The 26,501-nt window shown below is 55.0% G+C and carries 20 protein-coding genes and 1 pseudogene; 11 read left to right on the top strand and 10 right to left on the bottom strand.

What is annotated here, in order from left to right:
* Positions 1–104: 104 nt before the first annotated feature.
* The 5 genes from ACUIAG_RS06445 to ACUIAG_RS06425 all read right to left on the bottom strand — a co-directional run bounded on the left by ACUIAG_RS06445 (position 105) and on the right by ACUIAG_RS06425 (position 5,357).
* Complete coding sequence (locus ACUIAG_RS06445) at positions 105–1,073, bottom strand: siderophore-interacting protein (RefSeq protein WP_445339401.1); 969 nt, start codon at positions 1,071–1,073, stop codon at positions 105–107.
* 178 nt (positions 1,074–1,251) lie between these two features.
* Entirely contained in the window at positions 1,252–2,151 is a 900-nt protein-coding gene (locus tag ACUIAG_RS06440) for an ABC transporter ATP-binding protein (RefSeq protein WP_445339400.1), read from the bottom strand.
* 5 nt (positions 2,152–2,156) lie between these two features.
* Positions 2,157–3,173 (bottom strand): FecCD family ABC transporter permease, encoded by a 1,017-nt coding sequence (locus ACUIAG_RS06435; RefSeq protein ID WP_445339399.1) that lies wholly within the window; start codon positions 3,171–3,173, stop codon positions 2,157–2,159.
* A gap of 44 nt (positions 3,174–3,217) precedes the next feature.
* Positions 3,218–4,267 (bottom strand): FecCD family ABC transporter permease, encoded by a 1,050-nt coding sequence (locus tag ACUIAG_RS06430; RefSeq protein ID WP_445339398.1) that lies wholly within the window; start codon positions 4,265–4,267, stop codon positions 3,218–3,220.
* A 19-nt stretch (positions 4,268–4,286) separates the two neighbouring features.
* Positions 4,287–5,357 carry an iron-siderophore ABC transporter substrate-binding protein gene (locus ACUIAG_RS06425; protein WP_445339397.1) on the bottom strand — a complete coding sequence of 357 codons (1,071 nt, stop codon included), beginning with the start codon at positions 5,355–5,357 and terminating at the stop codon, positions 4,287–4,289.
* Between the two features lie 388 nt (positions 5,358–5,745).
* On the opposite strand from ACUIAG_RS06425, the gene ACUIAG_RS06420 reads away from it, so the two are divergent.
* The 7 genes from ACUIAG_RS06420 to gtfA all read left to right on the top strand — a co-directional run bounded on the left by ACUIAG_RS06420 (position 5,746) and on the right by gtfA (position 15,018).
* Entirely contained in the window at positions 5,746–6,441 is a 696-nt protein-coding gene (locus tag ACUIAG_RS06420; RefSeq protein WP_313838570.1) for a lantibiotic protection ABC transporter ATP-binding protein, read from the top strand.
* Positions 6,438–7,295 (top strand): hypothetical protein, encoded by an 858-nt coding sequence (locus ACUIAG_RS06415; protein ID WP_313838568.1) that lies wholly within the window; start codon positions 6,438–6,440, stop codon positions 7,293–7,295. Before ACUIAG_RS06420 ends, ACUIAG_RS06415 begins: the two co-directional genes overlap by 4 nt.
* A gap of 1 nt (position 7,296) precedes the next feature.
* Positions 7,297–8,121: an ABC transporter permease gene (locus ACUIAG_RS06410; RefSeq protein WP_110413571.1), complete on the top strand. Its 825-nt coding sequence runs from the start codon at positions 7,297–7,299 to the stop codon at positions 8,119–8,121.
* A 150-nt stretch (positions 8,122–8,271) separates the two neighbouring features.
* A complete protein-coding gene (locus tag ACUIAG_RS06405; protein WP_110413570.1) occupies positions 8,272–9,003 on the top strand; it encodes a response regulator transcription factor in 732 nt (243 codons plus the stop codon).
* A complete protein-coding gene (locus tag ACUIAG_RS06400; protein ID WP_445339396.1) occupies positions 8,991–10,499 on the top strand; it encodes a HAMP domain-containing sensor histidine kinase in 1,509 nt (502 codons plus the stop codon). Before ACUIAG_RS06405 ends, ACUIAG_RS06400 begins: the two co-directional genes overlap by 13 nt.
* A gap of 137 nt (positions 10,500–10,636) precedes the next feature.
* Positions 10,637–12,286 carry an ATP-binding protein gene (locus tag ACUIAG_RS06395; protein ID WP_445339395.1) on the top strand — a complete coding sequence of 550 codons (1,650 nt, stop codon included), beginning with the start codon at positions 10,637–10,639 and terminating at the stop codon, positions 12,284–12,286.
* 1,217 nt (positions 12,287–13,503) lie between these two features.
* Positions 13,504–15,018 carry a sucrose phosphorylase gene (gene gtfA / locus ACUIAG_RS06390; protein ID WP_445339394.1) on the top strand — a complete coding sequence of 505 codons (1,515 nt, stop codon included), beginning with the start codon at positions 13,504–13,506 and terminating at the stop codon, positions 15,016–15,018.
* A 21-nt stretch (positions 15,019–15,039) separates the two neighbouring features.
* On the opposite strand, the gene ACUIAG_RS06385 is transcribed toward gtfA, so the two are convergent.
* Complete coding sequence (locus ACUIAG_RS06385; RefSeq protein ID WP_445339393.1) at positions 15,040–16,071, bottom strand: LacI family DNA-binding transcriptional regulator; 1,032 nt, start codon at positions 16,069–16,071, stop codon at positions 15,040–15,042.
* A gap of 292 nt (positions 16,072–16,363) precedes the next feature.
* Between ACUIAG_RS06385 and ACUIAG_RS06380 the strand changes: the two genes are divergently transcribed.
* The 4 genes from ACUIAG_RS06380 (at position 16,364) to ACUIAG_RS06365 (ending at position 21,161) form a co-directional block, all read left to right on the top strand.
* Positions 16,364–17,701 carry an ABC transporter substrate-binding protein gene (locus ACUIAG_RS06380; RefSeq protein ID WP_101433003.1) on the top strand — a complete coding sequence of 446 codons (1,338 nt, stop codon included), beginning with the start codon at positions 16,364–16,366 and terminating at the stop codon, positions 17,699–17,701.
* A gap of 104 nt (positions 17,702–17,805) precedes the next feature.
* Entirely contained in the window at positions 17,806–18,666 is an 861-nt protein-coding gene (locus ACUIAG_RS06375; RefSeq protein ID WP_029678293.1) for a carbohydrate ABC transporter permease, read from the top strand.
* Positions 18,663–19,487 carry a carbohydrate ABC transporter permease gene (locus tag ACUIAG_RS06370; RefSeq protein WP_029678292.1) on the top strand — a complete coding sequence of 275 codons (825 nt, stop codon included), beginning with the start codon at positions 18,663–18,665 and terminating at the stop codon, positions 19,485–19,487. Before ACUIAG_RS06375 ends, ACUIAG_RS06370 begins: the two co-directional genes overlap by 4 nt.
* A 3-nt stretch (positions 19,488–19,490) precedes the next feature.
* Positions 19,491–21,161 (top strand): glycoside hydrolase family 13 protein, encoded by a 1,671-nt coding sequence (locus ACUIAG_RS06365; protein WP_445339392.1) that lies wholly within the window; start codon positions 19,491–19,493, stop codon positions 21,159–21,161.
* A 1,827-nt stretch (positions 21,162–22,988) separates the two neighbouring features.
* Here ACUIAG_RS06365 and ACUIAG_RS06360 read toward each other — a convergent pair.
* From ACUIAG_RS06360 to ACUIAG_RS06345, 4 genes and pseudogenes are all read right to left on the bottom strand, one after another.
* A complete protein-coding gene (locus tag ACUIAG_RS06360) occupies positions 22,989–23,285 on the bottom strand; it encodes an ATP-binding cassette domain-containing protein (RefSeq protein ID WP_146210563.1) in 297 nt (98 codons plus the stop codon).
* A gap of 397 nt (positions 23,286–23,682) precedes the next feature.
* Positions 23,683–23,976, bottom strand: a complete 294-nt coding sequence (locus tag ACUIAG_RS06355) for an ABC transporter transmembrane domain-containing protein (RefSeq protein ID WP_045924970.1) — start codon at positions 23,974–23,976, stop codon at positions 23,683–23,685.
* A gap of 433 nt (positions 23,977–24,409) precedes the next feature.
* On the bottom strand, positions 24,410–25,840 hold the full coding sequence (locus ACUIAG_RS06350; protein WP_024627010.1) for an ABC transporter permease: 1,431 nt from the start codon (positions 25,838–25,840) through the stop codon (positions 24,410–24,412).
* Positions 25,837–26,501, bottom strand: a pseudogene (locus ACUIAG_RS06345) (ABC transporter ATP-binding protein). Before ACUIAG_RS06345 ends, ACUIAG_RS06350 begins: the two are co-directional and overlap by 4 nt.

Genomic DNA, 26,501 nt, shown 5'->3' with positions numbered 1-26,501 from the left:
CCCATGACCTGACACTCACACGTTCAAAGTGGCTTGTGCGGTCGCTCTCTCTGGGCTCAAAGGCTAGCAAGGGCGAGGTTAGCCACATACATGAGGCCGGGAGGTCAGGACATCTCGCTGCGGCCCTGACGCCAGTATCCCATGAACGATACGCTGCGTCGGTCCATCCCCCGGTCTCTGACCAGCATCCGTCTCAGTTCGCGGACGGTGGCTGCCTCCCCGGCGATCCAGGCGTACAGGTCGTCGGCATGAATGGAGGCATCCGCCTGGGCGGCATCGGCAGTCTCCCAGAGCAGCTCCTTATCGATATCGACCTCTGTGAATTCCTTGGGGGCTTCAGCAGCTGCGGCCGTAGGTGAATGGATCGGCAGGTCCTCCATGAGGCTGCGCATGGCTTCGATAAGGGCATGTCCATGCCCGGATTCGTCGCAGGTCGTCCAAATGACGCGGATTCCTGCGTGCTCGGGCAGCGGAAGACGATCCTCTTCGGTCGGGACCTCGATCAATGCCACCCCGTCACCCTGCCAGTGGTCGCGGATCAGGCTGTCCATTATGGCGGCGATGGCTGGTACCGCCGTCTCGTCGCCTACTAGGAGAAGATGTCTGGATTGACCTGGGTGAAAGTCCATCCCCGCGACCGGTCCTTCGGCCTGTGCATTAGGGCCGATGATGATGGCCTGGTCGCCAGGTCTGGCAGCCTCTGCGAAGGCTCCGGCCGGGCCAGGATGATCGTGGATGACGAAGTCCACATCTATTTGCTCGCTTTCGGGCCTGACCTTGCGAACCGTATAGGTGCGCAGGGGGTTGCGGCTCTCTGCGGGCAGGGCTCTCCACTGTTGGTACCATGCGAGCGGATCTTCAGGGGATGCTTTGAAGAAGGAAGGAGCCGGAAGGGATCCGTCAGGGAGGGGCAGGAGGATTTTGATTCGTTCATCGTACCCGGCATCTGCAAAATCCCGCAGATCCGGCCCTTGGAAGACGATCCGCTTGAAGTGGGGCGAGAGCGTTTCCGCTCTGGATACGCAGACACGGAAAGGGATCAATGGTACAGGACGACTGGCTTGGTGTTCCATGGCTGGCTCTCTTTCGGTTGGGGCTTATGGATTGATCCGGAGGTCAAGTTGCCTGAGGATGGGGCTCCGCTCGGGTTGTCACGGTTCGTGGATCGGTGGTTTTAAGGCTTTGTGGTCTGGGACATTGGTGTGAGCGGTGCGGAGAACAGGACGAGGGGTTTACTTCAGAGGCTTTGCATCATTGGACCATCTGGTGTCGTCCTGTCGAGTCATTCCAGTGTACGTGTACATTACAAGCCCCGCCAGAGTGAGCTACAAGACTATGTAGGGGCGCCGGGGTCATCAACGGAGCGCCGGTGGACTTATCAGTCACCACGGTGGACGCGATATCGAACACCTCCGCGACCAGGTTCTCGGACATGACCTCGTCGGGAGCGCCCAAGGCGACTCTCCTGCCATCCTTGATCGCTAGGATCCAGTCCGAGTATCTGGCGGCCATGTTCAGGTCGTGGAGAACCATGACTACCGTGACGCCCTCCTGCCTGTTCAGGGTGCTCAGCAGGTCAAGCACCTCAAGCTGGTAGGCGATGTCCAGGTAAGTGGTCGGCTCGTCAAGAAGGAGTATGTCGGTCTGCTGGGCGAGGGTCAGGGCAATCCAGGCGCGCTGGCGCTGGCCTCCGGACAGGCGGTCGATTGGACACCCTGCCATATTGGTCAGTCCGGTCAGGGCAAGGGCCCGTTCCACCGCCTTTTCGTCCATGGCCGTCCACCGCTCGACGAAGTGGTGGTGGGGGTATCGGCCGCGAGCGACCAGGTCGGCGATGGTGATGCCGGCGGGTGCTAACGGGTTCTGTGGCAGCAGCCCCAGAATCGTTGCAACCTTGCGGGTGGGGATGCTGGTGATGGGCTCTCCATCCAGCATGACGGCCCCCGAGGCTGGGTTCAGTATCCTGGCCATGGCCTTGAGGAAGGTTGATTTCCCGCACCCGTTGGGTCCGATGATGGACCCCATCGTGTGTGGGGGTATATCCAGACTCAGGTCCTCGATGACCGTACGCCCGCCATAGGTGAGGCGAAGGTGCGAGGCGGTCAGCTTATGCGCGCTGCTCCAGGAGTCGTGTGCCGGGGGTGACGTCATGATGTTCAGAGCTCCTGTCTGCGGGTCATGAGGACCATGATCAGGATGAGGACGGGGCCGCCCACAATGCTGGTGATGATGCCGACCGGCACCTGGGTTGTGGGCAGATGCTGGGCGACGATGTCGGACCCCAGAACCAGGCAACCTCCCACCAGGCCCGACTGGATAAGGGCTGATGCTCCCCGACCGACCAGGACCGCGGCGATGGGGCCGGAGAGGAACGAAACAAAGGAGATGGGACCGGTGGTCGCCGTTGCGACGGCCAGGAGCAGCACACCCACGATGATCACCTCGAACTGGACACGGCTTACCCTGACTCCCAGTCCGGCGGCCATCTCCGGTCCCAGCTGCAGTGTGCTGACATTCCTGTCGAGTGCCAGCAGGAGCATGGCGCCGACGAGGGTTGTTGTTGCCAGTATGGGCAGATCGGACCACTGGGCATCGGCCAGGCTGCCCGTCAGCCACCGGGTTGCTGCCTGGATGTCCCATTGGCTGCTGCGAATCATCAGCCAGGAACCCAGAGCATTGAACCCTGCGGCCACTCCGATTCCGATCAGTATCAGCCGGGTCGGGTCGAACGAACCGCGCCAGGCCAGGGCCATGACCAGGAGGGCTGTCAGGAGACCGCCCATGACCGCCAGGCAGGCCAAGGGCATGCCCGACAGGCCCAATACGACAATGCCGAAGATGGCGGCCGTGTTGGCTCCTGCCGTGATGCCGATGATATCCGGGCTGGCCATCATGTTGCGCAGGAGGTGTTGGAAACCAATTCCGGCCATGCCGAATGCGATGCCGGCGGCGCAGCCGATCAGTGCCCTGGGCATGCGGAGTTGGAGCATCACGAATCTGGTCCCTTCGTCTCCCTGCCCCAGAAGCGCTCCAATCAGGTCGCTCATGGAGTATGTGCGGTGTCCCAGAACCAGGTCGGACAGCGCGAGAGCAACCAGGAGCACCACAAGCAGGATGGTGACTGCCAGTGAACGAACGGTATGGGTCCGTCGTATCCGTTGCAGGTCGGTCATCGCATCGGGTCTATGCGAATCATGAAGGAGGCAAGCATCCATGCCTATACCTCCGCGGTTCTTCTGCGCCCGGCCAGAATCACGAATACGGGAGCCCCAATCAGTGCCGTGACGATGCCGACCTCTACATCGGATGGACGGGTGATTATCCTGCCCACCACGTCGGCGCCAACCACCAGGAGGGGGCCGATGAGGATGCTCAGGGCCATGATTCGCCTGTAGTCGGGTCCTATAAGCAGTCGTGCCACATGGGGGACCACCAATCCGACGAAGCCAATCGGACCCGCCAGTGCCGTACAGGAGGCGCAGAGGAGTATCGCCGCAAGCCAGGCCAGGCTGCGGACACGTCCGACGTGCATGCCCAGTCCTTCAGCCATCTGGTCACCCAGGGTCAAGGCGTTGATTCCGGGTGTCAGACAGAAGGCGAGTATCAGGCCAAGAGCGAGAAGAGGTAGGACCGGCATCATGAGATCGAACCGGGCGCCGGAGATTCCGCCCACCTGCCAGAAGCGATATGAGCTGATGACATTGATGCGCGGCAGAAGGATGGCGGAGGTAAGAGATCCCAGTACCGAACTGATCACGACACCGGCTAGGGTCAGCCGTAGCGGAGATGGACCGGATGGCCCCAGGGAGCCTATGGCCCAGACGACCAGTGCGGTCGTCGCACTGCCCAGCAGACCCACCCAGACATACTGGGCCGGGGTCGATAGGGAGAAGAAGGCTATGGAGCAGACGATCGCCAGGGCCGCCCCCGTATTGAACCCCAGAATCGACGGATCCGCCAGTGGATTGCGTGATATGCCCTGCATCAGGGTCCCGGCCACCCCGAGCCCGGCACCGACCAGGAGGCCGAGGACGGTGCGGGGGATTCTCAGGCGGATGGCCGAGACCGCGATGTCATCCGAGGAGGCGGACAGGGCGTGGAGGATGTCGGAAGGGCTGACGGAACGGGATCCGAAAACCAGGGACAGGGCGCAGACCATGACCAGGCAGACCGCCAGAATCAGCCCGGACAGGACCATGGGTCCGTTTCCATTGCGATGCATGGTTGCTCGCCGACCGCATATATGCGCCACCTCTCCCTCTTTCATCCCCTCACCTGCGGCCTGATCAGACCTTGGCGGCAGCCTCGCCCAGAAGCCCTGCGTATGCGTCGGTCGTCTTCTGGATGGACAGGGCCGAGGGGTCAAGGGCATTGGCCATCTCGCTGTCATTGTCGATGACCACTACGGATCCGCGCTCAACTGCGGGAATCTTGGAGAGGAGGGGGTCCTTGCGCATCGCTTCAAGCAGGTCCGGGGTGCCGTAGGTAACGATGATGTCGACATCCTTGTATCTGTCGGCATGCTCGGAGGAGATCTCCTTGTAGAAGTTCTTGGTGCTCTTGGAGTCCTCCTTGATGGACTCCGGAGTCTCCATGCCGAGGTCGTTCAGGAACTGAGGCCGGGCGTCGGAGGTGGTGTAGACGCTGAACTTAGAGAGCTTGGAAGCATCGAAATACATAACTGCCGCGGTCTTGCCCTTGATGGCCGGTTGGGTCTCTCCGGCCTTTGAGATGCGCTCCTCCAGGTCGGATATCAGCTGCTTGCCCTTTTCGGGTTCTCCGATGGCTTTGGCTGTGGACGTGATGACCTTGCGCCAGGGGTCGCCCCAGGCAACCTCTTGATAGGCGATTGTCGGCGCAATCTTGCTCAAGGTGTCATACTGCTTCTTGGTCATGCCGGAGAGCAGGCCGATGATTAGATCGGGCTTGGACGCGGCGATGGCCTCGACATCGATGCCGTCCGATTCGTCATGCAGCTTGGGCATATCCGCCTTGGCCACATGCATTTCATCCAGGGCATCCTTGGTCCAGGGCAGATACCCTCCATCCACGGTCTTGCCGAAGGAGTTCTTCTGGATGCTGACCGGCACGACCCCCAAGGCGATGAGGTTGTCGGGAGTGGCCCATCCGACGGTGGCGATGCGCTTGGGCTTGGAAGGGATCGAGGTGGTGCCGTAAACATGATCGATCTTGACAGGGAAAGTGCCTTGCCCTTCCGAGGCCTTTGACTGGCCGGACTGGCCTGCCTGCGGGGCCGATCCGCAGGCGCCCAGGAAGAACAGGGCGCTTGCCAGCACCAGGATGGCTGCGATAGCGCGCTTGAGTCGGGTGAGGGAAAGGAGTGGTCGAATGTGCATGTGGTTCCTTTGATCGTGCTGTCGAATTGGCATGGTGCACCAGAGCCAGGTACCAGATGTAGCATCGGCGCGACGGGAAGAAAAGAGTTGATTTCCCTGGTTGCATGTGTTAAATGGCACACTGCGAAAACGATGAGAAAGCGAGGGTTGGGTCCAATCGGCCTCTCATGGCCTTCGGCGGAACCATCTAGCAAAGCCCTTGCTCTACGGATCCTATCGGATATTAAGGTTCGGCAGACGCAGAATTTTGACTGTTCCAGGTCTCTCAGGCCTTCGCCTTTCACGATGTCTTCCTTGGCAGCAGAAGGGCTCTGCTCGTTCCTTTATCTTTCTTTATTTTCCTTCTTTAGTCTGGCTCCTGCCACAAGGAAACGAATAGGAGCTGACCATGCGTTACATATTGAGGACCGAGGGGCTGACCAAGGTCTTCGGCCACAGACAGCGGGCCGTCGACCAGGTGTCCCTGCATGTTCCTGAGGGCGGAGTCTACGGGCTCCTGGGCCCAAACGGGGCCGGCAAGTCCACTACTTTGAAGATGGTCACAGGCATGTTGCACCCCACTGGCGGATCCATGATTCTGGATGGGCACCCCTGGTCGCGCCGGGACCTCTATGACATCGGCGCCCTGATCGAGCAGCCGCCCGTCTATCCCAACTTGACGGCCCGTCAGAACCTCAAGGTGCGCACAACCCTGTTTGGCCTGCCTGATGAGCGGATCGACCAGGCGCTCTCCATTGCCGGGCTGAGCGATACGGGCTCCAAGAAGGCTGGGCAGTTCTCCCTGGGTATGAAGCAGCGCCTGGGGATAGCCAACGCCATTCTGACCAAACCCCGTCTGCTGATTCTGGACGAGCCCACCAACGGGCTGGATCCGTTGGGCATCGAGGAGCTGAGGGGGATGATACGCAGCTTCCCGCAGCAGGGGATGAGCGTGATCGTCTCCAGCCATATCCTCTCCGAGGTGTCTATCCTGGCGGATCACATCGGCATCATCGCTGACGGTCGCCTGGCTTATGAGAATGAACTGCACGCCGGGGAGGACCTGGAGGGGCTGTTCATGGACGTGCTCAGGAGGTCACGATGAACGAGAGGAATGCCAGCGAACTCATCCAGCAGAATACGACTGCTTCAGACAACCGGGCCGAGGCAAGGCTCGGGACTAGGGGCAACGGCATCCCCTTCGGCAGAATCCTGGCAGCGGAGATCATGAAGGGCCGGTCGGCCGCACCCAGGAGGATGGCCTTGGCCTTCCCCCTGGTGCTCATTGTCATCGTGGCTTGCTTCGCATTCGGTTTGCATGTCTGGATGCCCTCCTGGATCAACTACTGGTATGTTCTGCTCCTCCCAGCCATGACTGCTCTGATAAGCGTCGCCGTGGCCAACATCGAAGGAAAGCAGCGTTGGAGAACAACCCTGTCCCTGCCCGCCGCGCCCGTTATGGTCTGGTGGGCCAAGATCGTCTACTGTCTGCTTCTGGTTGGCCTCGCCACCCTGCTGGCTCTGGGCCTTTCGGCACTCATAGTCGCCGTTTCCGGGGTTCAGGGCCCCTCCCTGGTCGATTTTGTAGTCAGCGCCCTGATGCTGGTCCTGGCCTGCTCCTGGATGATACCGACTGGACTGGCACTGACCGCCCGATTCGGCGTTCTGATCGGGTTCGGCCTGCCTTACATGGTGGACCTGCTGGTCTCAATCATCTTCTGGGGAAGCCAACGGCTATGGCCCTTCCTGCCGCCCGCCGCCATGATCAACCTGCCGGTGCCCTTCATGAAGGTCATGCCTGATGGTGTGCCCCTGGAGACTGAAGACAACAGTCCCATCAAGGCTGCGCTGTCTGTCTTCGGCGGGCAAAGCCTGACGGCCTTGGTGGCCGGTCTGGTCTGGTTCCTGCTTCTGTCCGTCCTGACGGGCATCTGGTTCTCGCGGAAGGAGACCAACTGACATGGCTGGGATGACAGTCGGCCGGGTCGTGGCCTCGGAAGTCGTGAGATTGCACGGATCTGTGCTTATCGCCATCCATGTCGTCTGCGGGTTGGCGGCCGGACTCGTCTGCGGTGCCTACTTCGCCGCAGCCCCCTATGATCCCGGGTTGGAGACCGATGCCTTCTTTCAGGTCCTAGGCGCTTTCATGCCCCTAATGGCTGCCATCGTAGTTGCCATAAACATCGAGACTGAGCGTGAGGCCGGCGACATGGCCAACCTTCTGGGGATTCCCAGCCGCCGTCTGGGTCTGGCAGCCAAGGTCCTGGTGCTCTGGCTTCTGGGTCTGCTGGCCCTGGCCTTGGCGGCTCTGGCATTCTGCCTGCCCATGGCTCTGGCTGGCGGACTGGGCGCACCAATCTCGGCCGTCGCGCTCGCCACCCTGGGCATGGCAGGCGGTTCCCTCTGCCTCTACCTTTTCTCCATCGCCCTGGCCCTGAGCTTCGGCCGGAATGCGACCATCGCCATTGGTGTCCTTGGCACCGGGGTATCCATCAGTTCCCTTGGTGGCCTCTTCAACGGCCTGTACAGCCGTACTTTATCCGGTGTCGCGAGCACGCCCGGGATCAGCCGGTGGATACCCTTTACCTGGCCTACCAGGTTCGGCTCCCTGGGGATCGAGCAGGCCCTGGCCTTGACCATGCCGGGAGGGGAGGGCCTGCGTGCCTCAATCGGCGTGACGGCTGTGGATAATCTGGTTCCCTGTCTGGTCCTCACCCTGACCTTGGGCCTGGCCCTCTTGCTCTGGATCGGCAGGTTCGAGGATCGGCGAAAGGCCAGCGATTAGACTGGATTGCAGGGCATCCGGTCCGTAAGGAATCTGTCCTGCAAGAAAATCGTCCTGCAAGAAATCAGGCTTACAAGAATCCTGGCCTGCAAAAGGTCCATTCTCAAACGTTGCTGGGCCGGGTCGCTAAGCGCAGAAAAGGAGCCAATCGTGGCTGACGTGCACGCCGGAGGTTCCCCCGGGGACGATCGGTATCGGGCCTCCATCCTGGTGGTGGATGACGATCCAAGGATCACCACCCTGCTGATGGCGGCCCTGTCCAAGGACGGCTATGCCGTGACCGTGGTCAACGAGTCGCGGAAAGTTGTAAGCATGGACCTGTCCTCGGTCGACCTGATTCTCTGCGATGTCATGATGCCTCACATGGACGGCTTTGCCCTCCTGGCTGCCATCAGGGAACGGGTGTCCTGCCCGATCATCTTTCTGACGGCCAAGACCGATGAGGACAGTGCGGTCCTGGCCTATGGTCTGGGTGCCGACGACTATATACGCAAGCCCTTCGGCATTGCCGAGCTCCGAGCCAAGGTCAGGGCGAGGCTTTCCCAGGGCAGTCGGCGCGGGCGCCCGCTCTTGCATTTCGGATCCTTGGACATGGACCTTCAGGCGCGGCAGATCAGGGTGGACGGGCACAACGCCAATCTGACGGATGCGGAATACCGCATATGCGCCCTGCTGGCAGAACATCCCGGTCGGGCCTACGCGCCCATGCAGATATGGGAGGCCTGCCTGGCCGCAGAGGATGATCCGGCCGCCGACGATGCGGACAGCGATGCCACGGCTTCGGTAAGAGTGCATCTGAGCAATGCCCGGCGCAAGCTCAAAGCCCTGGGGGTGGACCCCATCAGGACCATCTGGTCAGTGGGGTACCAATGGGTGGCCTGACTGACGGCGCGCCCGAGTCGCCGATGGAGCAGAGCCTCGACGGCAGGGGCCGGCCAAGCCGCAGGGGAATGCCCATCGTTCTGCTGATCATCAGATACTTTCTCTACGTGCTGCTGATTCTGGCTCTGCTGTTCGCCGGCATATATATGGTCTGGATAAACCTGGGGGCCAGGGGCGACTTCTTCTGGGCCAACTATGGCGAGCAGCATCTGGAGAAGGTGGGGCGCTCCATTGGCCGTACGACCACTGTTGACGAATCCCTGATTCCCGCCGCCTACTGGTACCGAACCTATGACAGTCAAGGGCATCCCGTGGGGGGCGATATGAAGGGCGGCATGGCCAGCGAGGCCGACCAGCTGGCAGCCGACCATCGGGAGCATAGGGCGTCTAAGTCATCGGAAGAGCGGGAAAAGAAGACGGGACGGCCCCTTGCAACTCGCGCAAAGCCGGATGCGACCTACGTCGTCTATGCCGCAGCCGATGGGCGGCCATGCGTCCTGGCCTATCGGATTCAGCCGCAGTGGGCGTCAAGGCAGACCCGGGATCGCTATCCCAATCCCCAGAACCTGCTGCTCGCGTCTTACGGGGTCGCCTTGCTGCTCACCCTCCTGTCGGTCGGGTTGCGGGCGGCCCATGTCATATCGTCCAAGCTCAAGGTCTTCAACCAGGTGGCTGACGATATAGGGCGGCAGGATCTGGATGCCTCCCTGCCCCGCAGCAACGTGCTGGAAATCAACCGGGTGCTGGAGTCCTTCGACAGGATGCGCGCCACGTTGAGGGAATCCCTGGAGAAGACCTGGACGGCCCAGGAGTCCCAGCGTCGGCAGGTGGCGGCCCTGGCTCACGACTTGAAGACGCCGCTGACCATCATGCGAGGCAACGCCGACCTGCTGGGGGAGACCGGGCTCAGCCAGGAGCAGCAGTCCTACCTGGACTCCATCGAGGACGCCATCCGCGAGATGGCCGACTATGCCCAGGCCATCAGCCAGGGTTCCGTGGGCACCGCTTCAGAGCGATCCGGGGTTACGACAGTTGCCTTGAGAGATATGGTCGACAACCAGGCCCAGGGGTACCTCAATGCTCGGGGTCTGCGACTCGAGAGGGATGACCGCCTGGGTTCCGATGTCGGACAGGTTTCCGGTAATGATGCTGACCTTGTCAGGGCGATCATGAATATCGTCGCCAACGCGGCTGACTATTCTCCGGACCAAGGCCTGGTGACGCTGACCTGGAGGCTGGAGGATGGCCAGGCGGGCGGGCGCGATTTGGTGGTGACCGTGTGTGACCAGGGTCCAGGATTCAGCAGCCAAGCTCTGGTACATGCCACGGAATGGCTCTATCAGGCCGATAGCAGTCGGCACGGCTCCGGCGGCCACCATGGCATCGGCCTGGCTGCAGCGCGGTCGACCGTCGAGAGCGCAGGAGGCCGCCTGACCCTGGGGAATGCAACCGATGGCGGTGGCGCAGTGGTCACTGTATCTTTGCCATTGCAGTGACTGGGGCAAGGTGAATATCGGTCACTACAAACTCGGTGTCCGGTCAGGAATTGCACAGTGATAAAGATCTGGAAATAGTGTTAATCATGGGTTGATAATTATAAAAACATCAATTTTTTTAGTAATCATTTTAGTAATTGATTACTAAAGTTTGCCATTCTTTAGTAAATCTGTATGATAAAGATAACAGAGATTATCAATTTGTAGGGGTCTGCATGCAAAAGTCAGATGACGCTGAACAGAGCGATCTGTCTCTGGAGGAGGTTGTGCGTTCGATTCAGCGCAAGGGTTGTGAAGGCCAATCGATAGAAGTCAAAGCCGCCAGCCAGGGGACTCCGAAGGTGTATGACTCGCTGTCGTCGTTTTCCAACCAAAACGAGGGCGGCATCATCGTATTCGGGCTGGATGAAAGCCTTGGATTCGAGGTTGTCGGCGTCCATGACGCGCAGGAGTTGGAAAAGGCGGTAACGGCACAGGGCAAAGAGATGTATCCCGAGGTCAGACCGGTCTATAGCGAAAGCCTGATTGACGGCAAGACTGTGGTGTCGGCTTACATCAACGGCAAACCCATGGGCGAGAGGCCTGTCTACCGTAAGACAGCAGGCATCAGCGCAGGCAGCTACACCCGGATCGGGGATGCCGATGCCCGCATGACGCCTACGCAGCTGTATGAGATCGAGACTTTCAAGGACGGTCGGCGCGACGATGTATCGGTAGACCCTCAGGCCGATTCCGATATGTTGAACCCAGGAAAACGTCATGATTTCATTAATCGCGCACAGCGGGAACACCCGCTCCTGGCCAGAAGGAATGAGGACGAGATCCTGGAGCTATCAGGTGTCTGCCGTCGTGGATCTCCCACTCTTGCAGGTCTGATGACCCTTGGCGAATACCCGCAGCAGGTGTATCCGAACCTCTGCATTACCGCTGTGGTTGTGCCGGGAGCCAAGGCCGGAACTGGTCTTGGGGGAGAGCGGTTCCTTGACAATCAGCGCTTTGAAGGGACCATCGATCGCATGCTTGAGGATGCCATGGCCTTCGTGCGGCGTAACAGCAGAACCAGAACGGTGATCAGGGATGGGGTGCGCACTGATATTCCCGAGTATCCCGAAACCGCAGTCAGGGAAATCCTGACCAACGCACTGATGCATCGTGACTATGGCCCATACTGCAACGGAACGCCGATCAGATTGACGCTCTTTGCCGATCGTCTTGAATGCTGGAATCCTGGTGGTGTATATGGCGGTCAGAGCATCAACGACTTAGGCTTTGCCAACAGTCAGACCAGGAACCCTACCCTGGTCAGTCTGCTGGAGATTGAGGGGATTGCGGAGAATCGGCACTCAGGGATTCCGGCTATCCGTGAGGAGGCCAAACAGTATGGATATAAGCCTGTAGAGTTTCAGGATCGGCAGGCTTCCTTCACTGTGCGCTTCTACTCTGTGCCGGAACGTGCTGGTGCGGCGGAAGCAACCGTTCATTGGACTGGGGCCGCAGTATCTGATTCGGCGAAACGCGTCCAGGTCCATGCACTTGGTGGTTCCGATGCCTCGGGAGCAGCAAAGACGGGCAAGGGAATACGCGACAGGATTCTCGGTTTTTGTAAGGAACCCCGTTCGCTCGAGGATATCGCGCATGCGCTTGGGCTGGGCAAGTACTATGTTCGCAGGCGGTACATCGAGCCACTGCTCGAAGAAGACGCGCTCTCCATGACGCTTCCCGATAAGCCCCGGAGCAAGTACCAGCGATATGTGGCCAGCGATGCCTCAGCCGAGATGTCTTTGTAAAAGAAGCCGTGAATGGCATTACCGTAAGAGCAGGTATTGCCGGTTGGTCATGATGAAGCATGGTTATAGCATGCTGATTGTTTTCTCAGTGCGAGTACGCTGACCTGCTTGAATCCCGCTCTACCAGGGTCGGCTCAATCAACACGGAGCCGTGCACATGCCGTGAGTTGCTGAACTCGCCCATCAAAAGAGTGGCAGCATCGCGCTCCATATCGACATCGGGCGCAGTGATGACTGATAAGGGGATCTGGGGATAGACGTCCGCGCGTGCGTCTTCGGTGCTGTCGGCTTTGATGTCGTCGGGTACGCGACTCCTGAATGGGATTGACAATTCCCGCACGGAGAGCGTCGTTGCTGGTGGAAGTTGGCTGATCTCACGCTGTCTGCAGAATACTATGCAGCGGTCACATATGGACTGGTTTCCGAAGGAGTGGGAGAGAAGCGAAGGCAGTGTGTTGGCAGCCGGCTCCCCGCAAATATCTGGTCGACATTTGCCCTACAACGAGGTGTCCTCCAGGACGCGGCAGTTTCGGTTGTGCTGCTGAGCTCGACATGATCCACCAGCACTATGGGTAACTTGACCGAGGCCGCACACTCCAGGTCGGAGGAGCAGTCTATTACGATATAGACACCAAGAGAGCGAAGGAACTTGAGCAGACTGGTCTGTCGCTCTGAATCAGAATAGGCATTGGTGCCGATCAGCTGGATATCTTTTGTGGATTTCCTGAGCCCCCTCGAATACGGATGTGCACAAGGAATGCTCAATATTGGTCATGATGATGGGGATGGCTGATTGTTTGGTAAGAGTTATGGCTCGACTCGCTGGGCAAGGATCGGCATTCGGGATGAATCCTGGGATCTGGTGAGAAGATGGACAGAAGAAGTGCGGCTGGAGGTGTCCCGCATGATTCTGTGCAGGCTAGTGGAATCGGTTTGTGGCAGGCGATGGCCTAGCTTAGAAGGATCATATATTAGATCTTTCCAATTTCAATATATTCATGATTCTAAAACTGCGTTAATGATCTGCTGAACTTTTCGGCTGTTCGAACTTGATTGATGACTTCAGGCTCTGGTTAGAACCTAATCAATTAATCCTGCTTCTTGTCTGTCTAGCCAGAGTCGTTAGCTCGATGCTCTGTCGTAGCCTTGTTAGATACTTGTAAAATCGATTTTACAATGATGATCAAGCGTGGTTGCTGACTGTACTCGGAGGAATAATGGAAAACACGGTTCAACTTATTGCCTATGCGGATCGCTTTGGCGATGGAACTTTGGCATCACTGACCGAAATGTTGCGGACTAGGTTTGCTGGAGTTTATTGTGGCGTTCATATTCTGCCATTTTTTACTCCTTATGACGGGGCAGATGCTGGCTTTGATCCGATTGACCATACAAAGGTAGACCCACGTCTTGGCTCTTGGGATGATGTCAGGGAGCTTAGCCGTACTCATGGAATCATGGTGGATACCATTGTCAACCACATGTCATGGAAATCAGAGCAATTCCAGGATGTTATGCGCCGCGGTGAAGACAGCCCTTTCCATGATATGTTCCTGACTATGTCATCAGTCTTCCCTGATGGTGCATCTGAAGAAGATCTATCAGGGATATATCGTCCTCGTCCTGGCCTGCCCTTTTCCCAATACTCTTGGGCAGAGAAGACGAGACTGGTTTGGACGACCTTTACACCTCAGCAGGTAGACATTGACACTGACAGCAAGCAGGGATGGAGCTACATCCTGTCGATTCTTGACAGACTTGCAGAAGGTCGAGTGCGATATATCCGACTGGATGCTGTTGGTTATGGCGCCAAACAAGCCGGAACTAGCTGTTTCATGATCCCCAAAACATTTCGTCTGATTGAATCTATCAAGCAAGAGGCAGAAAAGCGCGGTCTTGAAACTCTGATAGAGGTCCATTCCTATTACAAAAAACAGATAGAGATAGCTTCCAAAGTCGACCGAGTCTACGATTTTGCATTGCCTGCCCTTCTTCTCCATTCGCTCTATAGCGGAGATTTGCAGGCACTGGCGCATTGGATAAGTGTGCGGCCCAGCAACTCCATCAATGTTCTGGATACGCACGACGGCATTGGGGTTATAGATATCGGTTCCGATCAGACGGACAGAAATTTAAAGGGTCTAGTTAACGATGCGGCAGTGGATGCTTTAGTGCGCACTATTCATCAGAAAACTGCGGGTCAGTCTCAGGCGGCTACTGGCGCGGCTGCCAGCAATCTGGATCTTTATCAGATCAATTCAACTTACTACTCAGCTTTAGGTTGTGATGATCATCTTTATCTAGCGGCTCGGGCTGTCCAATTCTTCCTGCCAGGGGTTCCTCAGGTTTACTACGTCGGTGCTCTGGCAGGGGAGAATGATATGGAGCTTCTCAAGCGGACTGGCAATGGGAGAGATATTAATCGGCATGCATATTCAGTAGTTGAAATCGACCAGGCTCTTCGGCGCCCCGTGGTCAGGGCTCTCAATGCCCTGTGTAAGTTGCGCAATCGATTAGATGCCTTTGATGGAGAATTTTCCTACCAATTGATTGATAAAGGCCCTCTTTTTCTGAGGTGGAAAGGTGAAACGAGCAGAATTCAGCTCATTTTTAATCCTATAAAAGCAGCCATACCCGAAGATGCCAGTGGTGTCGCCGAGCTGGATTGGGAGAGCGGAACAGGGCATCATCACAGCTCTGACCTCCTAGAGGATCCGCCTACGATCATATGACGAGCCTGGAGGTCCTACCTGTTAATTAATGTGACGTGCTGGGCCGATGGTGTCTCGTAGAATGAGAGAAGCAGGCGCAACTATTCTTGGCTGGTCTAATGTCTCCCCGCGGGCCAGTCGTACTGCCATCAGTCCGGCCGTTTTGCCATATTCGTCGGGACGGTGCCTGATCGTCGAAATGCCGAGCGGAGCCGCCATTTCACGGTCGTCAAAGCCTACGACAGAAATATCATCCGGAACACGTACTCCGTAACGCCGTAATTCATGTACCAGGCTAATTGCTACTTCGTCGCTGATGCAGCATATGGCTGTTGGCTGAGGATCTAAGGCAAGTATGGCGCTGACTGCAATGCTGCCTGCTTCAGAACTATGGGGAACGGGAATCTCGTAATCTTTTCGATGGGTAATGCCAGCAGCTCGTATTCCCTGACGGTATCCTTCAATCCGCTGGTCGGCATCCCAAACGAAATCCTTGTTTATCGGAGTCGTCTGGATGAAAGCGATACGCGTGTGCCCCATGACGCAGAGGCGATGAATCAGGTTCTTCAATGCGGAGATTTCATCTACGCCTATGGATGCCATGCTATAACGGTCGTTGAGGTGCATAGTGTTGACGCCTACGATGGGTACTCCCACATCACGTAGAGACTGTCCTTCATTCTCAGTTAGAGCGAAGGAAGAAATGATGACAGCATCCGTATTGCGTTTGATCGGCATCGAAGAGAAGAAATCAGCGCGTTGCTTTCGGTCCGCAACTCGATAGAAGAGCAAATCATAGCCTTCGCTGCTCAGGGCTGAATAAACCCCTTCAGCTAATTCTGAGCTGTACCATCCTGACATTCGGTTGCCGACAATCAGGGCAATTCGCCCGGTTTTCCCGCTTCTCAGTCTCGAGGCTTCCTTGGATGCCGTGAAGCCAAGCTGCTCACTGGCTTGGAAAACCTTACTCCTTGTGTCGGCTGAAACTCTATCTTTACCGTGTAGTGCGCGAGAGACTGTTGACGGGGAGACGCCCGCCTTTTTTGCGACGTCGTAAATGGTCGGTTCTCGCATGTATATGCCTCTGTTGTGGTTACTTTAGAACACAACCGATTTTACAGCATGAATTAAGGCGTTGTCATTGCCGAACTTTGATTCGGCAAAGAAGGTGAAGAGGCTTGTTCGGCATAGGAAAAGGTGGGAACAATTTGACAGGAGCGGGATTACGTTTATATACTGTGTGCAACCGATATTACAAATGGAGAGTAATTTAGAAAAAATAATGTCATAAATATAGCAATATCAAATATAATATCGGTTGTGCAAGTTCATCGACGAAGTGAACATCTGTACGGCAGGAGGAAAGATGCAGTCGTTCTTTAAACATGGGGCAGCGATGCTGCTGTCCGTCGGATTAGCGGTTTCGCTCGTAGCCTGTGGACCTGGGGGTTCAGACAAGCAGGCGGGAAGCAACGAACCGGATTCTGTCAGCACCGATCTGGGTGATAAGAGCTACAGTCTGACACTCTGGGATGGTGCAGGTCTAAAGACTGTAGACGATGCGCTGATTAAAGGGTTTACAAAGAAATATCCGAAGATCAAAATTAAAGCGCATTACGATCCGGACAATGTAACATCCCAAAACGGTCCTCGTCTTATTGCGTCTAAGGATGCTCCAGATATTGCTCGTGTCACTGATGTCAACTCTGCTGTCAAGGGAAAGCACGTCATCTCTCTTGAACCTTACGTTCAGGCATACGGATGGAAGGTTCCGCAGTCGCAGACCCAGCTGTACCGCGCTGACGGAGCAGGCAAGGTAGGTAAGGGCAATCTCTATGCGCTTCCCAACTCCTATTCGGTCGCTGGCATGTATGTAAATACCAAGTTGTTGAAAAAAGCTGGTATCGAGAAGGTGCCAACGACTATGGATGATTTGGAATCAGACATGGCCAAAGTTAAAGATGCCGGTGAGATTCCCGTGATGATTAATGGAAAAGATGGGGGTCTTTCTTTCATCTTCCAGGCTATGATGGTCAACAATGACTCTTTGAAAACAGTAACCGACTGGATTTTGCAGCGGGACGGATCCACTTTCGATACCAAGGGAGCAAAAAAGGCTGCCGAGCGGATTCAGAGCTGGAGCAAGAACGGGTATCTGCCTTCTGATGTCAATGCCGTTGACGGTTCTTCAGCGCTGAATAGATTTGCCAATGGCCAGGGTGTGTTCTTCCCCAGCGGGAATTGGAACCTGGATCAGATGAACGACTCCTTGGGAGCTGATGTCCAATTCGTTCCATTCCCTTCCAATTCGGCGGATCAAAAGCCTAATATTGCAGCCAATGGAGGAAGTTTCTTTGGTATCCCGACAAACTCGGCCCAGAAAGATGCAGCGGCTTGCTTCCTTAATTACACACAGAGCGATGAGGCCCGTCAGATAATTGCTGATGTCAGCGGTTACTTCCCCAAGACGGTCAAGGGACAGACCGTGCCCAAGGCCAAAAATGATCTGCAGAAGAGCATGTTCGATTCTTACTTGAATGTGTTTGAATCTGGGAACTCTACTGATTTCATTAATAATGCCACTGCCGGCCTTCAGGCCAGTGCTCTGGTGCCTAATTTCCAGCTTCTGGTGGACGGCAGTATTTCACCCAGCCAGTTTACGCAAAACGTTCAAAATGAGTATAAGCAAGAGGTCATGCAGTGAGTACCTCTTTCAAAGCTGAGGCGGGTGCGGAGCGACATTGCTCGAATGCCGTTCGCACCGCCAAGCGAGATGGGCATAGGCGCCATAAAGCTGGTCTTACACTCATCGGTTGGCTTTTCCTGTTGCCTGGGCTCGCTTTCTATATAGTTTTCGTCTTTTGGCCCATCATTCAGACTGCTTGGTACTCCTTTTACAGTTGGAATGGGGTTGATGCCAGTACATGGGTTGGATTCGATAATTTCATCCGTGTTTTTACCGATCCGGTCCTGAGAGGCAGTATTGCTCATTCGTTTTACTTGATCATTCCCTTTGCGCTGATTCCGGTTGCCCTAGGTATCATTTTGGCATCGCTCATTCGAGATGTTCGCAGCAAAACCTTCAGCTCTGTGGCACAGGTCTGCATGTTCCTTCCCAGGGTAATACCTGGAGCCGCGGCAGGTGTGGCTTGGACTTGGATGCTGGCTCAGGATGGCATCGTTAATCAGATGCTTAAAGCGATGGGTCTTGGCTCTCATGCCACGGCATGGCTAGGAAATCAGCGTACAGCACTGAACGCCGTTGGAGTTATTGGGTTTTGGTTGCAGCTGGGATTCTGTATCGTTCTGCTCTCAGCGGGTATCGGCAGTATCAGCAAATCTCTTTATGAGGCAGCAAGCATTGACGGTGCCGGCTGGTGGAGTCAGTTATGGCATATTACCCTGCCTGGCCTGCGTGGTCAGATAGCTGTCTGCTTGACCATGACCATGGTCGCGGCGCTGGCAAGTTTCGATGTCGTCTTTATGGCTACTCAAGGCGGTCCGGGCTATTCGACGATGGTTCCCGGCGTTATGGTCTACCGACTGGCCTTTACACAGAACAAAGTCGGTTTGGCTTCCGCTCTGGCTGTGGTGCTCATGATTTTGGTCCTGCTTGTAGTTGGACCCTTGCAGCGGCTGGTTCAGGGCAAGTCGGAGGAGGCAGCATGAAGCAGTCCTTATCTGTCCGTGTTCTAGGAAATCTGACGCTGGCGCTCACTGTTATTTTTTGTGTCTTGCCTTTTATCAGCATGCTTTCAGCTGCACTACAGCCTCAAGGTTCCATGCCATATGGGATTCAATTCACCGCCCATCCGCATTGGGAGAATTTTGCTGCTGCTTGGAAAGTAGCCAACATCACTCCTCTGCTGATTTCCAGTGTGATCCTGGTCGTGGCTGTGGTTCCGGTAACTCTCATCTGCAGTGCTATGGGCGGGTATGCACTAGGTTCTTTGCATGTTGCAGGTGGTTGGATTGCATACGCCCTTCTCTTTGTAGGGCTGACGCTGCCGTTCGAGGTTCTGGTAACTCCTCTGTATTATGAAATCCAATCAATGGGATTGCTCAATACGCGGCTGGCTATGATCCTGCCGATGATCGGATTGAATATGCCGTTTGGAGTCATCTGGATGCGAACCTACTTCGCCCAGATGCCCCGTGATCTAATCGAAGCTGCCAGCCTAGACGGGGCCGGACAGTTACGTATATTCCGTAGCATCCAACTGCCGCTGGTGATTCCTGCCATATCTTCGCTGGGAATACTAACTTTTCTGTCAACATGGAATCAGTTCCTGCTGGCTGTAGTACTTATCGATGATCCGACCAAGCGGACAATGGCTGGGGCTCTGCAAAGTTTCGTTGGACAGTATTCGACAGATGTCGTTCTGCTCAACGCAGGCTCTCTGCTCATCATGGCGCCAACCATGATCCTCTTCATATTTCTACAAAAATATTTTATACGGGCGATGCTCGAAGGCTCAGTAAAGGAGTGATGGATGATCAACGATATGCTGGACCCAGACTGGTGGAAGAATGCTACTGTCTACCAGATTTACCCCCGGTCTTTCCGCGATGCTAGCGGAGATGGAATAGGGGATTTGCGAGGAGTGAGGTCCGGACTGCCCTATCTAACCAAGTTAGGTGTTGATGCTATATGGCTGACTCCTTTCTATCCTTCACCTCTAGTGGACGGAGGCTATGATGTGGCAGATTATCGTAACGTTGATCCGCGTCTAGGGACCATGGAGGATTTTGATGCTTTGGTGCACGATGCCCATGATTCGGGAATAAAGGTGATTGTGGATATCGTTCCCAACCATTGCTCCAATCAGCATCCCTGGTTTCAGCAAGCTTTGAAGGATGGACCTGATTCGCCTATGCGTCAGAGGTTTGTCTTTAGGAAGGGGAAAGGCCCCAATGGAAGTCAGCCCCCCTCTAACTGGCTTTCAGGAGTTGGCGGCAGTGCTTGGGAGCCGTGCGGCGATGGCTGGTACTATCTGCATCTTTTCACCAAAGAACAGCCTGATTTCAACTGGGACAACGAAGAAGTCAGGAAGGACTTTCTGAAGACGCTGGCTTTCTGGAGCGATCATGGGGTTGACGGATTCCGTATTGATGTGTCGCATGGCCTGGCCAAGGATTTAGCTGAACCCTTGCGTGATAGGCCTGATCCTGCTGATCAGGAGCCCTTGTCGGACAAGGGAGATGATCCTTTGTTTGATCGTGACGAGGTGCATGATATCTACCGAGAATGGCGTAAGGTCTTCAACGAATATAACCCACCCCGTATGGCTGTGGGGGAATCTTGGACTCCGATCACGGATCGGGTATATGACTATGCAAGATCTGACGAGCTCGGATCAGTGTTCGATTTCTCTCTTTCTAAGTGTGACTGGGATAGACAGGAGTACCAGGATGCTATTGAACGAACATGGAATGGTTTCCGTAGGGTCGGCGGCTCTCCAAGCTGGGTATTGGGCAATCACGATGTACCTCGCGTGGCATCGCGTCTCGCTTTGCCCAAGGGCGCCGATGTGGTCGAATGGGTAACTTCTGCCGGTACTCGACCGGTCATCAATCAATCAGTGGGTCAGGCTCGCGCCCGTGCAGCTGGAATGCTCATTCTTGCATTGCCGGGAACTGCTTACATCTATCAAGGTGACGAATTAGGCCTGCCAGAGGATTTGGACATCAAGGAAGAAGACATTCAGGATCCAAGCTGGGAGCGTTCAAATCATAAGGTCAGGGGCCGCGATGGGTGCAGGGTTCCACTCCCTTGGACAGTTTCGGAGACAAACGCTTACGGATTCAGCTCAGCCAAGTATGCCCGACCCTGGCTTCCCCAACCAAGTTGGTTCTCGACCTATGCGGTTCAGAGAGAAGATGGTAGGCAGGATTCAGCGCTGGAATTGTATCGAAAGGCTTTAGCTCTCCGACGTCAATGGGTGGTTGCAGAAGGTACTACCACTATGGAAATCCTCAAAGACGGTGATCCAAGAATCCTGCATATTAGACTTTCGACAGGGTTGCATTGTCTTCTGAACTTCGGCCCAGGCAAAGTTGGTCTCAATATAGATGGGACGATCGTTCTATGTAGTGACGATATCGATGAGAAGCTTCAAAAAGAGGAATTACGAGAAAATTCCTGCGTGTGGTTTGTGGAGTAAGCATAAATAAAAGAGCTGTAGGTGTGAGCGCTTATGGGCTCTTGGTCTTCTGAGTCGGGTGTTTCTAATCATCCGCGAGATATGGGCGGCTAACTAGAGCACCGATAAGGTTGAAAGGGCACGGGAAGAATATAAGCCGAGACTGTAGGCCAGTCTTGGCTTATATTCATCAGCAGCGTCAGAAGGTATGACATCATGGTGGCGCTGGACCGGGAATTTAGTGCGGGAGTTGGGAGCATGGACGCGAAGATCGAATTAGCCGCTTATTGAGGGGTATAACCAGCTCTTTTCCTGTTGCTGTATCTGTAAGATCGCGATTACTCCCGTCAATTGATAGTCAGAGGGAAACGAACTATGTTTACGCGAGTTGGCTACAGAGAGATCAAACCTTATTGTGTATTGGGTTCTTTGGCTGACTATGTGTTCTTATTCGGAAGAGATTAGGCTTTGTCATTCGACAAAATAGATACCGGGGAACGACATCGTTAATATTGCCAGCAACCGAGAGCCGCCCTTGTCCATCAGGATATGCTTGCTCTAGGTTTGGTCAAAGATCAGGACGAGGGACTGAATGCACGCAAACTGAAAGAGGAGTGGCTACGATCGAGGCCGGATCGTCTATCCGTTTACCGCCGGCAGGGCGGAGCCAAGAATTGAGCTAATAGTGACGGACTGTGCTGTTGTTTAGGATGAAGAACCTACTGGATTCTTTGTATGAAAAACTGACTTTACTGTTTTATTGCAGGTCAGTTATTTTGCGTAGTTAGCTAGTTTTCACGAAGCTGCCTTGGTTTTTCAATCTGCTGCACATGCAACTAATAGACTTGACAGTGAACGAGAACAGATGACGCGAATAAGGGATTGAGGTATTTAAAGCCGAGTTCAGTTCGGTTCATGTGTATCGGTAAAGGAATTGCTGTTGCTTTGTCTTTGAGCAAAGACCTTGACGACTTCGGTTGTATTTATGTATATTGTGAATTCAACTTGGTAAACATCCACGCAGCGTTTTGGCTTGGCCGACTCTGATTTCTTTCAACAGGCCCTCGAAGCGTTGACTACTCCGTCTCGTTTAGGCTATTAACCAGCGGTCTGATGCCCGGTCCGGCTCCTTAAGCCCGTAGGCGATCAACATCGTCGTGATCATATAGTCATCAAAAAACAGATAGCTGATTGACTGTGCGGAACAGCGAGGGTCATGTCTTGACAATGAGCAATTCCAAGATTTATTCCTGCGTGCCCTGTGTAAGGTTCACGTGCTGTACTCCCAGCTAAACTTTACTGCTAGATATCCCGTGGTCAGTCTAGTAATGACTGCATATCATGCTGGAAACCAAGCAGCCAATAAATGTCATTAAAGATATCTTTAGAGGGCAAGACGATAGTTTGAATCGTCTGTTCCTTTGTTGAGGTGAGAACCTTGCTGCCGGTGGATCGTATTTTCCGCGCATATTTATATATAGCCAAATTATTCACATTGGTATCAAGTTTATTAACAGCAATACATATAGGAGAGTAGAATTGGCAGACAATATTTGCCAAAGGAAACCATTGATAGTTCTATTGGCCAAAACCATGATTCTATTTGACGAAGCGATTGATTGTATTCTCTGTGCCGCCATGACTATTGTCTGCTCCGGGGAATTGGCATGAATGACTTGTGCGACGAGCTCCTCGTTTTTAGCGTCTAAATGGTATGTTGTTTCGTCAAGCAGCATGATCGGCCGCCTTATGGACAACAGCCTTGCCAGGGCCAAGCGATAGCGTTCACCGCTACTCAGCAATACACCGCGTTGCCTGCTGGGGTATCCAATCCATCGAAGGTGTCTCTCACTTTGGCGTGAGGTTCACCTTATTTAAGGCATTCCAGCAGCCTTCATCGGATACGCCGTTCTTGTTCATCGCCAGATTCGTTCTGGAAGAACCGGAATATATGGGGGCATCGTGTTCTATATAGCCGATCAGAGAACGTACATAAGAGGAGCTGAGAGTTGAAAGATCAATACCATTAAAGAGAACATGGCCATGATTTGGCTTATAGAATACCCTTATAAGGGCCAGCATGGTTGATTTGCCCGCTTCGGATGGTCCGACTATCGCGTAGACGACACCGCCTTTCATATGCACGCCCGCTTCATTCAATTGGAGCCCGCCACGATTGTTCCGTGCGTCATCATACGGAATATCAGCATGGTCAAGATCGATGTCAATCTGATCGGAGTTGGTGACCTTCCTTTGGACCCTACTGGATACTGCTCATGTTGATGTCGCATCTTCGGTCGGCATTCTCATTATCGCTTGAATGCTGGAGTTCGCGCCCAACGCTCTGAACAGTCTGCTATATGTCGAAGAAAGTGTCGCCATAGGCGTGGGCATCATTTCTAGGTACATAGAGAAGTTACCAGTTGCTGAACAGTCATCACTCCTTTGGCCACTTGGAAAGCGCCGATTCCCGATACAACCATCAGGCACAACTGCATTAAGGCCATTCCTGATGGCCATATCAGTGACTGCTTCTTTGAAATTAGACGACCGGATGTGCACGCTTGCCTGGCTTCTCGCCGATTTTATTGGTCTCACGCTCCGTGGCGTTGAAGGCCCTGATCCTTTTCAAACTCATCAAAGCATCAGTGGCTGCAGACGTCATATCTCCTATGGCCGTTTGAGCCCCTCTGGAGCAGTCTCGTAATTTTCCGGATAAGACTACCAGTAAACCGACAGTAACAAGACAGGTCGAAAGAGAGATAACGAACATGACGGGACTGATTATGACCATTCCCACACACGCGCCTATGAACACCAGTAAAGTGCCAAACACTTCTGGCAATTATCGGTCAGCAATCGCTTCAGTTCATTTGTATCAGATGAAATAATAGAAATTACGTTGCCTGTATGCGACTGGTCCAGATCTTTGAACGGCAAATGCAGAATATGCATTACTAGAGACCGTCTCATATCGTTCAACAGCAGGTAAGCGTCAAAAGAAGTGATTGCTGCGCCGGACAGAAACACTCCTGCCAACGCTATTAGAGGGGCACTGCGGATCGCATGTTATGCTGCACGCGTCCAAGAATGACATTGACAAGCTGTGGCTGAGCCAGATTTAAGAGGGCGCTCGCTATACTTAGCAGACTAACCGTGAATAAAACACCCTTATGGATTTCAAAAGGCGGGGCACGTCTATCAAAGATGCGGTTTTCTCATTACTATTCCGCTTGTGTGGCGACATTTTCGTCCTTTGTTGGGGGTGGTTACTCACCGACTGCACGTGATATGACCCTCACAGAATCCTCGGAACGCGCGCACAGCGCCTGCACGCCTGTGACGAGGGCGCCTACGACAATAGCGAGGAGTGCGATGACCGCCCAATATCCCCATTGAACGCTTATCTTTGCGCTTCCCAGATATCGTTGCAGCATGAAGGCGGTGCCGCAGGTGCTGAGCAGTGTGATGACGAAGGCGAGCAGCACCGAGGTGACCATCGAAATGAGACCATCGAGGGCTCCCAAAATGCGCAACTGTCCGGTACTGGCACCGGATACGTATGTCAGCGCCAGATCCAGGCGTCGCCCTCGTGCGGTGATCATCAGTCCGGAGATTGCGCCCACCAAAGCGATGATGAGCGCAGGGCCGAGCATGGCCATCAGGTTCGTCAGCATGTGTGGGTTCACGTTCATGGAATGGCCGTTACTGGCGAAATTCTTGAGGCTGTCGGTCAGCGTATGCAACACACCAGAGAAAGTCATGAGCAACGACAAGCCGGCCGTCATGGGAATGATGGTCGCGTTCTGTCGTTGGATCCTCCCAACGGCCTGCTGCCTAGCGAGTTTCCAGGTGCTGAATGGCAGGGGGAGAAGATGCGTCCATCCTTTGGTGAACCAGTGCATGACATAGGGAGCCAGAACAGCCAATGCGAAGATCAGGAGGAACATGCCTCCCATGGAGAACCCAATGAATCCTGTCACTCTGGACTCTATGGGATTCCTGCCGGAAATGTGCGTGGCGAGCTCGCCAGAGTCTATCTTGCGTGTAGCTGTCCCCGGGATGATGAGCGCGCATATCGCTCCCACGAGCAACGATGCGCCTAGCAGAACACGGAATGCGTTCACTTGTCTCGGCGGGTTTTGTGACTGCCGAAGCGCCTCTATCGGCCTGATCTTGGATAGTGTGCGCACGGTCAGCACTGTGCCTGCAAGGACGGCGACTCCGGCAATGGCCAACCCAGTGCCGATGGATGCCAGCAGCTGGGTTGCTTGATACGTCAGTTTCAGCTCGAATGCTCTGGCCAGGAGGTCGAACAGATATGGTGCTGCCAGCGGCGTCAGGAGGGATGACGCTACTGCTGCCAAGATGAATAGGACGATGATGATAGCCAGATTCCCGAAGAGCAGCTGCCAGGGCGTGGCGCCTTGAAGGACCAGCAATGCTAGTTGGTGCCTGCGCTGGTTCAGAGCGGCGGTCACGACCCACAGCATCACGAACACGGCTATGACCACGCTGAACAGCATTGCTGGGCCGGAAAGGTTGGCGCCTAACCCGGCATCCGGTCCGTGGTAAGCGGCATCAATAGCCCTGCGCGCGGCGACGATAGTGCACACAGCGGTCTGGGAAACGATTAGTGACAGCCATACGCCGGCCCATACGGCCGGGGCTGCTTTCAGATCAGAGAGTGCGCCCCTCATATGCGGGCCCCGCTCTCCGTATCAGCGTTCAGCACGTGGCCATCACGGACCTCAACGATCTGGTCGCACTGTCCGGCTACCTCTCCACTGTGGGTCACTATTACTACGGTCCTGCCCGCATCCATAGCCAGGCTTTTGAACACCTGCATGACCTTGGCGCCAGATTCCTGATCCAAGGCTCCAGTCGGCTCGTCGGCGAAAATGATATCTGCATCGGAGAGCAGCACTCGTGCAAGCGCGACACGTTGCTGCTCTCCGCCTGAGAGCATCGTCACGCTCCTTTTTTCTCGTTTGCCAATCCGAAGTACCGCAACATCTCATCCGCTTTTTGCTTGGGGAGTCGACGGCCGCGCAGGGTGAATGGCAGCGCGAGGTTCTCCTCCACCGTCATGCTCGTGATCAGGTTGTAGGATTGAAACACGAATCCCAGATGTCGACGCCGAAACCGAGTGAGCGCGGACGCTCGCATATGTGTGATGTCATGCCCTAGAAGGGAGATGCTTCCGGATGTCGCACGTTCCAACCCCGAAAGGCAGTACAGCAAGGTGGACTTTCCGCTGCCTGAGGGGCCGACAATCCCCGTGATTCTTCCGGGCTCAGCATGGAAGTCGACATGGTCGAGGATGGTGATCGAATCATCCTTCCTCGGAGTCACCGTCAT

Source organism: Bifidobacterium sp. ESL0825 (assembly GCF_052606465.1).
This window is presented reverse-complemented; position numbering and strand designations above follow the sequence as displayed.

Coding starts and splice junctions, on each gene's coding strand:
- ACUIAG_RS06445 (WP_445339401.1), bottom strand. CDS start 1,073: ATGGAACACCAAGCCAGTCGTCCTGTACCATTGATCCCTTTCCGTGTC.
- ACUIAG_RS06440 (WP_445339400.1), bottom strand. CDS start 2,151: ATGACGTCACCCCCGGCACACGACTCCTGGAGCAGCGCGCATAAGCTG.
- ACUIAG_RS06435 (WP_445339399.1), bottom strand. CDS start 3,173: ATGACCGACCTGCAACGGATACGACGGACCCATACCGTTCGTTCACTG.
- ACUIAG_RS06430 (WP_445339398.1), bottom strand. CDS start 4,267: ATGAAAGAGGGAGAGGTGGCGCATATATGCGGTCGGCGAGCAACCATG.
- ACUIAG_RS06425 (WP_445339397.1), bottom strand. CDS start 5,357: ATGCACATTCGACCACTCCTTTCCCTCACCCGACTCAAGCGCGCTATC.
- ACUIAG_RS06420 (WP_313838570.1), top strand. CDS start 5,746: ATGCGTTACATATTGAGGACCGAGGGGCTGACCAAGGTCTTCGGCCAC.
- ACUIAG_RS06415 (WP_313838568.1), top strand. CDS start 6,438: ATGAACGAGAGGAATGCCAGCGAACTCATCCAGCAGAATACGACTGCT.
- ACUIAG_RS06410 (WP_110413571.1), top strand. CDS start 7,297: ATGGCTGGGATGACAGTCGGCCGGGTCGTGGCCTCGGAAGTCGTGAGA.
- ACUIAG_RS06400 (WP_445339396.1), top strand. CDS start 8,991: ATGGGTGGCCTGACTGACGGCGCGCCCGAGTCGCCGATGGAGCAGAGC.
- gtfA (WP_445339394.1), top strand. CDS start 13,504: ATGGAAAACACGGTTCAACTTATTGCCTATGCGGATCGCTTTGGCGAT.
- ACUIAG_RS06385 (WP_445339393.1), bottom strand. CDS start 16,071: ATGCGAGAACCGACCATTTACGACGTCGCAAAAAAGGCGGGCGTCTCC.
- ACUIAG_RS06380 (WP_101433003.1), top strand. CDS start 16,364: ATGCAGTCGTTCTTTAAACATGGGGCAGCGATGCTGCTGTCCGTCGGA.
- ACUIAG_RS06370 (WP_029678292.1), top strand. CDS start 18,663: ATGAAGCAGTCCTTATCTGTCCGTGTTCTAGGAAATCTGACGCTGGCG.
- ACUIAG_RS06365 (WP_445339392.1), top strand. CDS start 19,491: ATGATCAACGATATGCTGGACCCAGACTGGTGGAAGAATGCTACTGTC.
- ACUIAG_RS06350 (WP_024627010.1), bottom strand. CDS start 25,840: ATGAGGGGCGCACTCTCTGATCTGAAAGCAGCCCCGGCCGTATGGGCC.